This window comes from Stutzerimonas azotifigens (assembly GCF_013522725.1).
Lineage (GTDB): Bacteria > Pseudomonadota > Gammaproteobacteria > Pseudomonadales > Pseudomonadaceae > Stutzerimonas > Stutzerimonas azotifigens_A.
Genome location: NZ_JAAMRF010000010.1, coordinates 183,966 through 198,055, shown reverse-complemented (window position 1 = coordinate 198,055; position 14,090 = coordinate 183,966). Strand labels below are relative to the sequence as shown.

Sequence of the window (14,090 nt, the reverse complement as noted above, 5' to 3'; positions counted from 1 at the left end):
TCAAGGGTGAATCTTGCGGCTTGAGCGGTGCGAGCTAATATCTAGCTCCTTCGACTGCCGGAGCTCCACGATGAATGTCCCTGGCGATAGCCTCGAGATTGATCACCGCCTCGCTTCCCTGGCCGACCTGATGCTTCGGCACGCGCCTGAGAGTGGAATATTCAGCTCACCCATCGGTGCGCTCCAACTCATTCGCTCCGACACGAAGACCGATCTCATTCACATGCTGCACGAGCCTGGTCTCTGCGTGATGGTGCAAGGCCGCAAGGAGGTTCGGCTGTGGGACGAGGTGTATACCTACGATCCGCTGAACTACCTGGTGGTGTCGGTGAAACTCCCTCTATCCGGGCAAGTCATCGAGGCCAGCCCCGATAAGCCATACCTGTGCTTCAGGCTCGATATCAACCCTAGCGAAGTCGCTCGGCTGATCGCGGACGTGAGTCCCATCGCGGTGCCGGACGGCACGCCGGGGCGCGGCCTGTTCATGGAGCGCGTCGACACCAGCTTGCTGGATGCGATGCATCGTCTGGTTCGCCTGCTGGACACACCGGAGGACATCGGTGCACTGGCGCCGCTTGCTCTACGCGAAATCTACTATCGGTTGCTGCGGGGCGAGCAGGGCAGCCGGCTATATCAGATCGCGATCTCCGATACGCAATCCCATAGGGTCAGCCGTGCGATCGAGTGGCTGAACAAGCACTTTGCCGAGCCGCTGTGTATCGAAGACCTTGCCCGGCTGGTCAACCTCAGCACCTCTACCTTTCATCACCGGTTCAAAGCCATCACGGCGATGAGCCCTCTGCAGTATCAGAAGCAGCTGCGGCTTCAGGAGGCCCGGCGGTTGTTGTTCGACGAAGGGCTGGACGTCTCGAGCGCGTGCTACCGCGTTGGCTATGAAAGCCCGTCCCAGTTCAGCCGCGAGTACAGCCGGCAGTTCGGGGTTCCGCCTTCGAGGGATTTGGCTCGAGTGCGTAGCATCGCCTGATACCCAGGCAGGGCCGCCCAGCTTCCGGCCTTAGCCAGCAAGCGCCCAGGCGAGGCGCTACGCTGGACAGTGATGCGCTCTGACGGTCAGGTGGCCACGGACACGGCCAATGTCGTTTGCGAGCGTTGATCGGCCCTTCTGCCGAGCTGCCAGCCCAGGTAGCCCCACAGCAGTGCGCACAGCGCGCCAATCAATGCCACCAGGCCTGCGCCATGGCCGAGCATGTCAAGTGCGGTCTTGGCCCAACCGCTCATGGCATCACCGGCGCGATAGACCACGGTGTCGATGACATTCTTGGCCTTGTACTTGCTTTCGGCATCGAGGGGCGCAAAGAGCATCTCCCGTCCCGGACGGACGAACGCGTATTCGCCGATGCGACGCACGATCATCACCGCTGCGAGCAAACCGAAGCTGGGCGCCAGCATCAGGCCGACGAAGCCCACGCTGATCACCAGCGGCACCAGTGCCAGCAGCACGCCCACGCCCAGCCGCTGGGCGACGCGCCCGGTGATGAACACCTGGGACAACAGTGCGCCTGCCTGAACCACCAGATCGATCAAGCCAAATACGCGAACCTGGGCCGCACGATCCGGGAAGTGCTCCGCCACCAGACGCGCCTGTTCGAAGTAAAGAAAGGTGGTGACGGTGGCCAGCAGCACGACGAAAACGGCGATGCCGAACAGATAGGGTGACTTCAACACTGCCGTTATCCCGCTGAACGGGTTGCCGGGCAAGGGCCTGTGGGTGCTTTCGGTCGGAGCCGCGCCTGGACGGCCGGCGCCTCCAAGCTCTCGCCAGCGCATCAGCCCCTTCTTGAGCAGCATGGCGATAGCGAGAAGCACGGCGGCAAGCAGCATCAGCCCTGACTCTCCCAGCGGACCGATCAGCAGGGCGCTGAGCGCAGGACCGATCAGCCCGCCGACGCTCGCACCCGCGGCAATGAAGGCGAACAGGCGTTTGGCCTGCTCGCTGTCGAACACATCGGCCATCAGGCTCCAGGCCACCGAGACCACGAACAGGTTGTAGACCGATATCCACACGTAGAACACCCTGGCCATCCACGGGCTGTCGGCCTGGACCAGGAACAGCGCGGCGAACAGCAGCAGGTTCGCGCAGAAGAACCCGTACACCCAATCGACGAAATGCAGGCGCGGCACACGGGCGCTGAGCCAGGCGAACAACGGAACGGCGGCGAGCATGACAAAAAAGGTCGCGGTGAACAGCCATTGCAGGTTTTCCACGCCGGCGGTGATGCCCATCGATTCGCGAATCGGGCGCAGCATGAAGTAGCCCGCGAACAGGCAGACGAACAGCGCAAAGCCATGCAGCGCAGGGCGTAGCTCCTGGTCCTTGGCATTGAGGAGGACGCTCAGGCGGTGCGTGAGAGGGGACGTGTTCATAGAACGCTCCTGGGGAGTGGCGAGACGAGGGGCATGGGACGTTCCCGTGCCCACCCGTTCAGCGATAGGTCACGCCGGTGAGTCGCTCCGATACCTGCCATAGCGCGTCGGAATCCGAGCGGTCGGCGGCGGCCTCGGGCACCTTGGCGAAGCCCAGCGGGCCACGGGTTTCGTTCTCGCCGGTCGGCCCGTAATAGGTGCCGCCGAGCGCCTCTGGCGCCGTCGCCGCGTAAAGGGTGGGAATAGCGCCCTGCGCCGCGGAGTGGAAATTGCCGCGGCGTTGTGCCCATTCCTTGCCGAATTCGCTGTCCAGACCGGGGCCGCGGGCAATCAGCTCGGTGACGGCAACGCCAGGGTGAGCCGCGATGCTGCGTATTCCCCATCCGGCCGCATCGCTGCGCCGCTGCAACTCGAAGGCCCACTTGAGCACGGCCAGCTTGGACTGGGCATAGGTGGCGTAGGGGTTGTACTCCCGCTCGGCCTGCAGGTCATCGAGGTTCAGGCTGCCCCGAGCCGCGGCGATGCTCGACAGGCTGACCACCCGGGCATCCTCGCTTTCACGCAGCAGTGGCATCAGCAGGCCGGTCAGGGCGAAATGCCCCAGGTAGTTGGTTGCCAGCTGCATCTCGTATCCGTCGGCCGAAACACCTCGGGTCGGCGGCGCCATGATGGCGGCGTTGTTGATCAACACGTCCAGCTTTTGCAGCCGCCCCTGCAGGCGGCTGGCCAGGCTGCGCACCGATTCCAGGTTGGCGAGATCTACCGCTTCGAACTGCACGCGTGCCTCGGGTACGGCCTGCTTGATGTTGGCAATCGCTTCCTGACCGCGCTCGGGGTTGCGTGCGGCGATGATCACGTCCGCGCCGGCGCGACTCAGTGCCAGCGCATCTTCGTAACCCATCCCGCTGGTGCCGCCGGTGACCAGTACGATGCGACCTTTCTGGCTGGGCATGTCGCCGGTCGACCAGTCCGGTTTCGGTTCGGTTCGGGTATTGGCTTCCGAGGCCAGGGTGCCTGCAAGCGCGGCGCCTGCGATCAGGGCGCGGGTGATTTGCAGAAAGCTTCGGGGCGTTTCGGTCTTGTCCTTCGCCGTGTCGGGTGAGTTCCACATGGCTGAATCCTCTTCTCGTCGTGGGTTGTCCGGGGCTGCCGGGGCGAGAGAGGATTATTGGTGTACGGATACTTGAGGATAAGCCGGGAATTCATGGATGGCCCGTACGTCTTGGCGTACAGTTTGCGGGAACCGAGGATTTGCCATGCGCCAACCCAACCTGACCGATGTCGTGCTGTTCGCCGCCGTGGTGGACGCCGGTGGATTTCGCGCCGCAGCGCAGAAACGAGGCCTCTCGGCCTCGTCGCTGAGCGACTGCGTGCGGCGCCTGGAAAGTGACGTGGGACTGCGTCTGCTCAACCGCACCACGCGCTGCGTCACCCCGACCGCCGCGGGCGAGCGACTGCTGGAGCGCCTGCGCCCGGCGCTGCGGGAGATCGACGCCGCGTTCAACGATCTGGACGACGAGGCCCAGCGCCCGGTAGGCACGCTCAAGCTCAACGTCCCGGTGCCGGTGGCGCGCTTTCTGCTGCCTGACCTGCTGGCGCGCTTCCTTCGGCTGTACCCTGGCGTCAACGTTGAAGTGGTCATGGACAACACCTTTATCGATGTCATTGCCGGCGGGTATGACGCCGGGGTGCGCTATGAAGAGAGCCTTGCCAAGGACATGATCGCCGTGCCCATCGGCCCGCGCCGCCAGCGCTTCGTCGCTGCCGCCGCCCCGTCTTACCTGGCAGCCTGCGGTACGCCTGGCCATCCCGAGGAATTGGTAGGCCACCAGTTGCTCGGCCATCGCTTCGAGAGTGGAAAGGTGGGCGTATTCGAATTCGAGAAGGAGGGCCGGATCCTGCGCATCCCTCCGCAGGGGCAACTGCTCACGTCCTCCCACGACTTGAAGATCCGCTCCGCCATCAATGGGCTCGGCATCGTCTACACCTTCGAGGATTTCCTGCGCGAGCCACTCGCCGATGGGCGCCTCGTGCCGATCCTGCAGGACTGGTGGCAGGCCTTCGATGGCCCTTACCTGTACTACCACGGCCGCCGTCACATGCCTTCGCCGCTGAGGGCTTTCGTCGACTTTCTCAAGGCGCAGGCGACAGAAGAGGGCTGGCCACCTTGCCGGGCGAGGTCGGTTCCGCAGGCATCGCGCTAGGCGTCGGATCGGCGAGACTCCGTGCGGACGACCATCCAGATGCCGGCCGCGGATATCGCGGTGCCGAGCAGCATCAACCACGACAACGGCTCGTCGAACATGGCCCAGGCCCACAGCAGGGTCACGGCGGGGCTGAGATACAGGACGCTCGCCACCCGGGTGGGCGACGACCGATTCAGGCACAGCCAGTAGAGCCCATAGCCGCCGAGGGTCGCGAGGCCCGCCGTCCACGCCACGCTCAAGGCAAAGCCTGCGCTCGCCACTGGCCACAGGCTGCCCTGCGTACCGGCGATGGCCGCGAAAGCGATGCAGGAAACGGCACATTGCAGCCAGAGATTGGGCAACAGACCCAACGCCCTGGACACGTTCGAGCGTTGCCTCTGCCACAGCGTCGCGACGGCGAGCGAAAGCATTCCAAGCACTGGCAATCCGTACGCCCATAGCGGAGCATTGCCCCAAGCCAGCGCGTCATGGGTCACCAGCACGACGCCTGCCAGGCCGATGGCCAGCCCCAGCCAGACACGCCGAGCGAGGCGTTGCCGAAGCACGATCGTGGCCAGTAGCGCCATACCCATCGGCAAGAGGTCGGCCAGCAAGGCGGCGAGCCCGGCAGGCACGCCCAGTGCGATCCCCTGGGTTACACCGATGAGATAGCCCGCCATGGCCAGAAGGCCGATGCCTGCGTTTTCCAGCAGTACGGCCGGTGAGGCGAGCCGAACCTGCCTGGCGACGAAGGGCAACAGAACCAGCGTCACGACGACACAACGCCAGAACACCACCAGCATCACCGGCGCATGATCGATCGAGAAGCGCGCCCCGACGAATCCGGAGCTCCAGGTGAGGACCAGCGCGGCCTCGAGCAGCGGTAACGGCATGCGTTTCAGCCAACTCGACACGGCGTGACGACTGGGCAAGGAGGCTTGAGATGTCTGGTTCATGGACACAGCCTACGGAGGCGGGCTAGTCTAATAAATCAAAATATTATCCAGAACTCGTTCAGGTTTTTTGAATCATGTCTTCCATCCTGGATATCGAGCTGATCCGCACCTTCCATGCCGTCGCGCGCATTGGCAAATTCAAGGCGGCAGCCGAACACCTGCACAAAAGCCCGGCAGCCATCAGCGTGCATATCCAGCGGCTGGAGGCGGTGGCAAAAGGGCGCTTGCTGGATCGGGACAATCAGTCGGTCTCCCTCACGCCGCTTGGAAAACGCCTGCTGGCCTCGACCAGAGATCTGTTGCAGACCCATGATCGTGTCCTTGCGGAGCTACAGGGCACTCGTCTGGCGGGGCGTATCAAGCTGGGCGTGCCCGACGACTACGCCGCCCACGTCATCCGCGACATCCTGCCGGTGTTCGCGGCGGCCTGGCCCAACGTGGTGCTGGAGGTGAAAACAGCGCCTAGCTACACCTTGCGTGACGAGGTAGAGCGAGGAAAGCTGCACGCCGCCGTGGTGGCCCAGCCCAAGGGCGATCAAACGGCTCAAGGGCAGTTCCTTACGTCCACGACGCCGGTCTGGGTAGGTGCTGCGGCCCTTGGCCCGTCCGAATGGACCGATCCGCTGCCGCTGGCCCTGTATGCCGCGGAATGCCCTTATCGGCACGCTATGATGGAGTCGCTCAAGCGAGACGGGCGCAAATGGCGTGTGATACTCGACAGCCCGTCCAGCCAAGCCGTCAGGGCCTCTGTGGAAGCCGGACTGGCGATCAGCCTGATCGACCGCGCCCGCATGACGGAGCACATGCAGATGCTCGACGGGTTGCCCGCCGTATCCGAGCACGAGGTTGTGTTTATTCGAGCCGCCTCGTCGCAGACCGATGAAGCGATCGATTTGCTTGCGCAGGCCATTCATAAACGTTTCCGGCTATGAGCTTGCGGGCCTGTAGGGCAGCGATAGGCCAGAAGAACCGGTCCGAGAATTCCCGTACTTGCCGGTCGGGAGGGGGTGAATTCCCTCTCTTTGAGCTCCCTTGCCGCGGAGTCTGTCCCCCTATAGCCAACCCACTTGGGGTTTGCTTTCCCCGGGCATCGACACCCGGACGAACCCACGACCTTCGTTACACTCTGATCCTCGACCGTCCGTCAACGAGCGATGCATGAACGACAGCGTAGCCTTTGCCACCCCTTCGCCCCTGCCTGCGGTATTGGCCGGCCCGTTGTTGCGCAGGCTGCAAGCCGACCGCGTGGTGATCTGGCTGGTCGGTAGCGAGGCGCTGACACTACGGCTGGAATTGCACCCCGACGGCGAGGCGCCGCGCAGCCTGGCATTGCAAGGTGAGGCGTGCCGGGTGCTGCGTATCGGTACGTCAGCCTGGTTGCACTTGATCGATGTGCGCCTGGATTCGCCGTTGCCGCTGGATCGGCTGGTCGAGTACGACCTGCTTATTGCCCGCGAGGGCAGCGAGCAGGGCATCGCCGACTGGGCGCCCCAGTTGATCTATGAGGGGGCGCAGCGACCGGCCTTCGTCGTGCGCTCGCGCTTCGACGACTTGCTGCACGGCTCCTGCCGCAAGCCGCATCACGCCGCGCCGGACGGCCTGGTGCCGATCGACGGGCTTCTGGCCGAGGCGCGCCAGGCGCCGGAGAGTTGGCCGGCGGCGCTGCTGATGACGGGTGATCAGGTCTACGCCGACGACGTCGCCGGGCCGACGCTGGTGGCGATCCACGCGTTGATCCGGCGCCTGGGCCTCTATGGCGAATGCCTGGAAGGCGCGGTGGTCGACGACAGCGATGCGCTGATGACCCATCCGGCCAGCTATTACCATCGCGAACAGCTGCTGCCGGCCTTCAAATCCAACGAGGCGCTGCGTGAGCGGTTCTTCGGCGGTGTCGAAAAGCCGGTGTTCACCACCTCCAGCGCCCACAACCATCTGGTGTCCCTCGGTGAAGTGCTGGCGATGTACCTGCTGGTCTGGTCGCCGGTGCCCTGGCAGCTGATCGAGCCGGAAATGCCGCCGCTGGATGCGGAACTGGCCGAGCGCTACGCCCGCGAGGCGGCCTGCATGGAAGGGTTCCGGGCCGGGCTGCCGCAGGTGGCGCGGGTATTGGCGCATCTGCCGTCGCTGATGATCTTCGACGACCATGACATCACCGACGATTGGAACCTCACCGCGCGCTGGGAAGAAACCGCCTACGGCCATCCCTTCTCACGCCGCATCATCGGCAACGCATTGCTCGGCTACCTGCTGTGTCAGGCCTGGGGCAACGAGCCGGAGGCGTTCGAGGCGCCGCTGGCGGCCGTCGAGCAGCTGTTGAGCAACGTCGAGCAGGGCCGGCTCGACTGCGCGCGGCACGACGAGGTGGTCGACGCGATGCTGCGCTGGAACGACTGGGGCTACGTGCTGCCGAGCGAGCCGGCGCTGGTGGTGCTCGATACGCGCACCCGGCGCTGGCGCAGCGAGCGCAACCTCAACCGCCCCTCGGGCCTGATGGATTGGGAGGCACTGACCGACTTCCAGCAACACCTGCTCGACCACCGCTCGGTGATCATCGTCTCCCCCGCGCCGATGTTCGGCGTCAAGCTGATCGAGACCGTGCAGCGGGTCTTCAGCTGGCTGGGCCAGTCACTGATGGTCGATGCGGAAAACTGGATGGCCCACCGGGGCGCGGCGAATGTAATGCTGAACATCTTTCGCCACACCCGCACACCCGGCAACTACGTGATCCTGTCGGGGGATGTGCACTATTCGTTCGCCTACGAGGTGCACATTCGCGGGCGTTACGAGGGACCCAGGCTCTGGCAGATCACCAGCAGCGGGGTGAAGAACGAATTCCCGCGCCGGCTGCTGGATATTTTCGATCGGCTCAACCGTTGGCTGTACTCGCCGCGTTCGCCCCTCAACTGGTTCACCAAGCGCCGTCGTGTGCGGGTCGAGCCCTGGCTGCCGAGCCGCAGCGAGTCGGGGGAGCGGCTGTGGAACTCGGCCGGCATCGGTCGGATTCGGCTCGATGCCGAGGGCCGTCCACTGCAGGTCGAGCAGATAAATGCAGACGGTTCGCCTGCGGTGACCTTCACGCCGGAGCGCGACGGCCGGTAGCGACAAGAAGTTATAACTAAATCGTTATTAATTCTTACGTGCCTGCCTGGTTGCCGATGCATAGTGCTTCGGTTTCCACCCCTCAAATGAAGGAGAAGCCATGAGTATTCGTCTCGGCGACATCGCCCCTGATTTCGAACAGGATTCCAGTGAAGGCCGCATTCGCTTCCACGAGTGGCTGGGCGACAGCTGGGGCGTGCTGTTCTCGCACCCGGCCGATTTCACCCCGGTATGCACCACCGAGCTGGGCTTCACTGCCAAGCTCAAGGAGGAGTTTGCCCAGCGCAACGTCAAGGCCATCGCCCTGTCGGTGGACCCGGTGGACTCCCACATCAAGTGGATCGACGATATCAACGAGACGCAGAACACCCGGGTCAACTTCCCGATCATCGCCGACGCCGACCGCCAGGTCTCCGAGCTCTACGACCTGATTCACCCGAACGCCAACGACACCCTGACCGTGCGTTCGCTGTTCGTCATCGACCCGAACAAGAAGGTGCGCCTGACCATCACCTACCCGGCGAGCACCGGGCGCAACTTCAACGAGATTCTGCGGGTAATCGACTCGTTGCAGCTGACCGACAAACACAAGGTCGCCACCCCGGCCAACTGGCAGGACGGCGATGACGTGGTGATCGTGCCCTCGCTCAAGGACGAGGAAGAGATCAAGCAGCGCTTCCCGAAAGGCTATCGCGCGGTCAAACCGTACCTGCGCCTGACCCCGCAGCCGAATCGCTGACCGCGCTGCCTGCCCTGCGTTGCGGCGGCGCGACGAGCATCAGCGTGCCGTCACGGCCCAGGCGCAGGCGTGCGAAGTCGTGGGCCAGGTACAGCTCGCCCTGGTAATGGCTCGCGGCTTCGGCGCGGACATCCTCGATCGACAGGCCGCGCGCCGGATCGGCCTGGTAACGCGCGCTGAAGTGGGTCAGCACCAGGTTGGGTAGACCGATGGACTGGGCAAACGCCGCGACGCTGGCGGCCGTGCTGTGGCCGAACGTCTCGCCGGCCTTGTCCGCGATGGATTGGGTATAGGTGGCCTCGTGGACTAGCACCTGTGCGTCGCGGCAGGCCTCGGCGAGCAGTTCGGGGCGGTCGTTGTCCCCGCCGACCACGATTCGCCGGGGCTCGCGAGTGAACAGCACGTAGTCGTCGGCGCGCAGGATGCGTCCTTCATGCTCGACATCTTCCCCGCGTACCAGGCGGCCCCAGATCGGGCCGCGGGGAATGCCGTGGCGGTCGAGCCTGTCGATATCCAGTCGCGGGTCGGGTCGCGCCTCGGTGAAGCGATAGCCGTAGGAGGGCACGCGGTGGGAAAGGGCAACGGCCTCGACCTTCAGCGTGCCGCAATGCCAGGGGCCGAGGGTTTCACAGGCGCGAAAGACCAGCTCGAACGACAGGTAGGTCTGGGACAGGCTGAAGGTGCTTCGCAGCCAGGGCTCGATGCCAGCCGGGGCGATGATTTCCAGCGGCGCCTTGCGCCCGAGCATGCCGGCGCTGGCCAGCAGGCCGGGCAGCCCGTAGCAGTGGTCGCCATGCACGTGGGTGATGAACAGCCCGCGCAGCTCATGCAGGGACAAGGGTGTACGCAGCAGCTGATGCTGGGTGCCTTCGCCGCAATCGACCAGGTACCAGCCCTTGCCGGTCTCTTCGAGCAGCCCCAGCCCGCTGACGTTGCGTGCCCGGGTCGGAGTGCCGGATGAGGTGCCGAGAAAGAGCAGATCCACTGATGATCTCCGTTGAGCCTGAACCGCATGACGGTGCCAGACGAACCTGGTGCGCTTCAGGCGTCGCGCAGCAGGTCGTGGGTGTTGAGCAGTGCGTAGGCGATTTCCGGGCGCTTTTCGAGCCCCTGGCGGATGGCCCGTGGAATCGACTGGCGCGTCTTGCGGCACAGTCCGGGTTGTTCGTGGATGTAGATGCCGATGCCGCGCATGCTGCGTACTTCGGTCAGTCCCGGCGCCACTTCCAGACGAATACCCAGCTGATCGTGCATGAGCCGTTGCAGGCGCTCCAGTTCAGGCAGGCTCTGGATGTCGGCCAGCCGTTCGAGTAGTCGCTTTTCCTCCTGCCGGGTCAACCGGAGGATTCTGAGATCGGCATCCTGCGCCTCCAGCAGACGGTCGCGCGAGCAATCGCAGACGCCGGGCGGGCAGGGTTGGCGGGTTGGGAGGGAAGACGTCATGGGCTCCGATCATAGCGAGGCGCAGGTGCAGTTGCCCATGGGGGCGACGAGATGCGGGCGAACAGGCCCGCGCCGGGCGAGCCGGCAGCTGACGCTCGAACGCTATGTTCTGATCCTCCTGCGTCGGGTTCGGGATGGGACATGTCGGCTCTACATTTGACCTTTTATCGTTTCTGCAGGGCCTGCTACGACGCGTCTTCATCCAAGGCCAGGATGATCTGCCCGAGCAGGCGATGCAGGGCTGCGCGGTGGCCAGCCTGGCCGCCCGAGGGTTGCGCGCTCGAGGTCATGGCCACCGTCAGGCCCCGTTGCGGGACCACGTAGATCATCTGGCCGCCGTATCCCCAGCCGTAGCGGACGTCTTCGTCGGCGATGCGGGTAAGGAACCAGCCGTAGCCATAATCTTCGCCGGTGTAGTGCGAGCGCGTGCGGGGAGTCCAGGAGGCGTCGATCCAGGCTTGCGAGAGCACGCGTTCCCCCGAGGGGGCGAGGCCCGCCGCGCGGTACAGCTCGCCGAACGCCAGCAACGAGCGGGTGCTCATCGCCATCTCGTTGCCGCCCATGTAGATACCCTGGGGATCGCGCGTCCAGCTGGTGATGGCGAAGCCTTCGAGCGGTCCCAGCCAGTCACGGGCCAGCTGCAGCATGGTGCGCCCGGTCTGCCGCGTCAGGATCGCCGAGAGCAGGTGCGTCGAACCGGTGGAATAGATCATCGTGCCGCCCGGCTCGTCCACGAACGGGCGAGCCAGCGCGGCCCTGACCCAATTGCGGCTGGCGACCCAGGCCCCGTAGTTCTGGCCCGACGTGGATCCGAGCCCCGCCTGCATCGATAGCAGATGGCCGACGGTCAGCTGGCGTAGCCTGGGATCGGGGTTGGCCGGCAGATCGCCCTCGAGCAGTTCGGCCACCGGTTGGTCGACGCCTTCGAGCACGCCCTTGTCGATGGCGATGCCGACCAGCGCCGAGACGATGGTCTTGGACGCGGACTTGATGTTGGTCGAGGCCGTCGTGCGATGCCCGCGATACCCCCGTTCGGCAATGATCCGGCCGTCCTGCGCAACGATCAGGGTCTGCAGCGGTGCGAGCGCCTCGGCGCCGTCGAGCACCTCGCGCAGCGCGGCCCCCGGTTCTGCCCGTGCCGTCAGGGACGCCAGCAGGAGCATCAGCGGTACGAGGGTTTTCAGGACGGTCATGGGGCGCCGGTGGGGTCGGCTGAAACCTGTTTGGCGGTGCATCTGGTCGGTCGCTGTCGTGGAGTGTTCCGTTTGGACCGCCGCTTCGGCCTGCCGTGCAGCAGCGCAAGCCGGAGCGCAAGCCCAACGGCGGCCGGGTGGGTCAGGCGTGGCCCTCATCCTCGAACACCGGGTGGCTGGCCACCGCCAGGCGCCTGAGCATCTGCCGCTTCTTGTCGTGGTGGGCGCGCATGCGGGTGAGCAGGTCGTTTAGGGTCGCGACCGCCTTGAGGATATGCGGCCCCTTGTTCAGCATCACGCAGTCGGCGCGCACGCCAGTGGCCGCGTCGGTGATCTCGGCGCGGGACGGCGCGCCTTTCTTGGCCAGGCTTTCGAGCACCTGGGTCGCCCAGATCACTGGCACGTGGGCGGCTTCGCACAGGCAGAGGATTTCCTCCTGCAATTCGGCCATGCGTTCGAAACCTTCCTCCACGGCCAGGTCGCCGCGGGCGATCATCACGCCGAAGCGGGACCGGCGCATGCCCTCGAGCAGCAGGGCCGGCAGGCATTCGAAGCCCTTGCGGGTCTCGATCTTGAGCACCACGCCCAGCCGCTCGGCGCCGAGCCGGTCGAGCTCGGCGAGTAGCCCCCGGACATCGGCCGCGGTGTTGACGAACGACATCTCCACCACATCCGCATGCTTCGCGGCGAAGGCCAGCGCCTCGAGGTCCTGCGGGCCGAGCGCGCCCACGCTCAGTTCGCTCTGGGGAAAATTGATGCCCTTGTCGCTCTGCAGGTTCGCCCCGCCCGGGGCATGGGTGATGCGCACCTTCAGGACGTGCGGTTCGACGGCTTCGATCACGCCGCCGATCTTGCCGTCATCGAACCAGACGAGCTCACCGGCGCGCACGTCGGCGAACACCTCGGGCAGGGTGCAGCCGATGCTGGCGGGGCTGAGCAGCTTGCCGACGCTGTCGAAGGTGGCGCCGCGGCCGCCGTCGGGCCTGTCGGTCAATAACAGCAGGTCGTCTTCCTGCAGGCGGATCTTCTGGGGGGCGGCCGGGAAGGATGCGATCGAGCTGCTGCCAGCCTGCGCCTTGAGTTTCAGGCCAGGGACGAAATAGGCGGTCTTGTCGGCCTGAGCCCAGCTGCCGTGCTCGTTGCGCTCGATGATCGTCATCTGGCGACGCGAGTCGCGTGCGTCCTTGAAGCGAATGCACTCGCCGTCCTGCAGGCGGGCCAGCCAGTCGCCGTCCACTGGCAGCGACGCATCGGCGTCAGAAGGTGCCGGGGCAGGGCGGGCACTGTCGGTCAGCCAGATGCGCGCGGGCTCCATCACCTGACCCAGCGCGTTGCGTACCGGCTTGGCCTTGATCACTGCGGGGCCCGCCTCGATGGCGCCGGTGCGCAGCTTGGGCCCGGCGAGGTCCATCATTACTTTGCAGGCGCGGCCGAGCTCCTTCTCTGCCCGGCGCAGGTGCTCGATCATGCGCAGCCAGACGTCGGGGCCGTCGTGTGCGCAGTTGATGCGGATGGCGTCCATGTTCGCGGCCACCAGGTCGCGGATCAGCGAATAGTTGTCAGCCGCCTCGCTCGGCATGGTCACCATGATGCGCACGTCACGGTCGTCCGGCGGGCTGCCGAACAGGGCCTGCGCATGGGCGTCGAGCAGCTCGCGGCTGCGTTTGAGGTCAGGCGCCTCGGGCCCGGACGCGTCCATGCCAGACGAGGCCGTGGCGCTTTCCTGGAGGCGTTCGAGCACCTGGATAACCGCTGTCACCGACGACAGAATGTGCGCCTCGGAGCGTCCGAGCGAGGACAGGCCCATGTCGGCGAGCCTCATTTGCAACGGGCGGATGTCGTGGCGTCGCAGCGCCAGGTACGCCAGCAGGTTGCGCGCACTGTCGCGGTAGGACGGGTCGAGCTTATCCAGCCGTGCCTGGCTGCCGGCAATGGAGTCGAGCATCTCCTCGCGCAGGGTGCTGAGGTATTTGAGCGTACTGGCGACGTCACGCTCGCTGTTCGCGCTGCCTTTGCGTTCGCGCTGATGGTCCGGTGTCATCGTGATCTGCTCGCAAGTACCCAGGGGGAATAGCTGTCGGACCACGGA

The 14,090-nt window shown here is 65.3% G+C and carries 12 protein-coding genes; 5 read left to right on the top strand and 7 right to left on the bottom strand.

Going from position 1 to position 14,090, the window contains the following annotated elements; genetic code table 11:
• Positions 1 to 70: 70 nt before the first annotated feature.
• Entirely contained in the window at positions 71 to 985 is a 915-nt protein-coding gene (locus tag G7026_RS18775; protein ID WP_181072436.1) for an AraC family transcriptional regulator, read from the top strand.
• An 86-nt stretch (positions 986 to 1,071) separates the two neighbouring features.
• Here G7026_RS18775 and G7026_RS18770 read toward each other — a convergent pair whose 3' ends face one another.
• Positions 1,072 to 2,385, bottom strand: a complete 1,314-nt coding sequence (locus tag G7026_RS18770) for an NTP/NDP exchange transporter (RefSeq protein WP_181072435.1) — start codon at positions 2,383 to 2,385, stop codon at positions 1,072 to 1,074.
• A gap of 58 nt (positions 2,386 to 2,443) precedes the next feature.
• Entirely contained in the window at positions 2,444 to 3,496 is a 1,053-nt protein-coding gene (locus tag G7026_RS18765; RefSeq protein WP_181072434.1) for an SDR family oxidoreductase, read from the bottom strand.
• A gap of 145 nt (positions 3,497 to 3,641) precedes the next feature.
• On the opposite strand from G7026_RS18765, the gene G7026_RS18760 reads away from it, so the two are divergent.
• On the top strand, positions 3,642 to 4,589 hold the full coding sequence (locus G7026_RS18760) for a LysR family transcriptional regulator (protein ID WP_181072433.1): 948 nt from the start codon (positions 3,642 to 3,644) through the stop codon (positions 4,587 to 4,589).
• On the opposite strand, the gene G7026_RS18755 is transcribed toward G7026_RS18760, so the two are convergent.
• Complete coding sequence (locus G7026_RS18755) at positions 4,586 to 5,527, bottom strand: DMT family transporter (protein ID WP_181072432.1); 942 nt, start codon at positions 5,525 to 5,527, stop codon at positions 4,586 to 4,588. The two genes, G7026_RS18760 and G7026_RS18755, sit on opposite strands and share 4 nt — an antisense overlap.
• Before the next feature lie 74 nt (positions 5,528 to 5,601).
• Between G7026_RS18755 and G7026_RS18750 the strand changes: the two genes are divergently transcribed.
• From G7026_RS18750 to G7026_RS18740, 3 genes are all read left to right on the top strand, one after another.
• Positions 5,602 to 6,459: a LysR family transcriptional regulator gene (locus tag G7026_RS18750; RefSeq protein ID WP_181072431.1), complete on the top strand. Its 858-nt coding sequence runs from the start codon at positions 5,602 to 5,604 to the stop codon at positions 6,457 to 6,459.
• 226 nt (positions 6,460 to 6,685) lie between these two features.
• A complete protein-coding gene (locus tag G7026_RS18745) occupies positions 6,686 to 8,626 on the top strand; it encodes an alkaline phosphatase D family protein (protein WP_181072430.1) in 1,941 nt (646 codons plus the stop codon).
• Positions 8,627 to 8,726: 100 nt separating this feature from the next.
• Complete coding sequence (locus tag G7026_RS18740) at positions 8,727 to 9,365, top strand: peroxiredoxin (RefSeq protein ID WP_181072429.1); 639 nt, start codon at positions 8,727 to 8,729, stop codon at positions 9,363 to 9,365.
• On the opposite strand, the gene G7026_RS18735 is transcribed toward G7026_RS18740, so the two are convergent.
• The 4 genes from G7026_RS18735 to G7026_RS18720 form a co-directional block, all read right to left on the bottom strand.
• Positions 9,325 to 10,350, bottom strand: a complete 1,026-nt coding sequence (locus tag G7026_RS18735) for a ribonuclease Z (RefSeq protein ID WP_181072428.1) — start codon at positions 10,348 to 10,350, stop codon at positions 9,325 to 9,327. The genes G7026_RS18740 and G7026_RS18735 overlap by 41 nt on opposite strands.
• Before the next feature lie 56 nt (positions 10,351 to 10,406).
• Positions 10,407 to 10,808 carry a hypothetical protein gene (locus G7026_RS18730; protein ID WP_181072427.1) on the bottom strand — a complete coding sequence of 134 codons (402 nt, stop codon included), beginning with the start codon at positions 10,806 to 10,808 and terminating at the stop codon, positions 10,407 to 10,409.
• A 185-nt stretch (positions 10,809 to 10,993) separates the two neighbouring features.
• Positions 10,994 to 12,001: a serine hydrolase domain-containing protein gene (locus G7026_RS18725; protein WP_181072426.1), complete on the bottom strand. Its 1,008-nt coding sequence runs from the start codon at positions 11,999 to 12,001 to the stop codon at positions 10,994 to 10,996.
• Between the two features lie 142 nt (positions 12,002 to 12,143).
• Positions 12,144 to 14,042: a pyruvate kinase gene (locus G7026_RS18720; protein WP_181072425.1), complete on the bottom strand. Its 1,899-nt coding sequence runs from the start codon at positions 14,040 to 14,042 to the stop codon at positions 12,144 to 12,146.
• Positions 14,043 to 14,090: the final 48 nt, after the last annotated feature.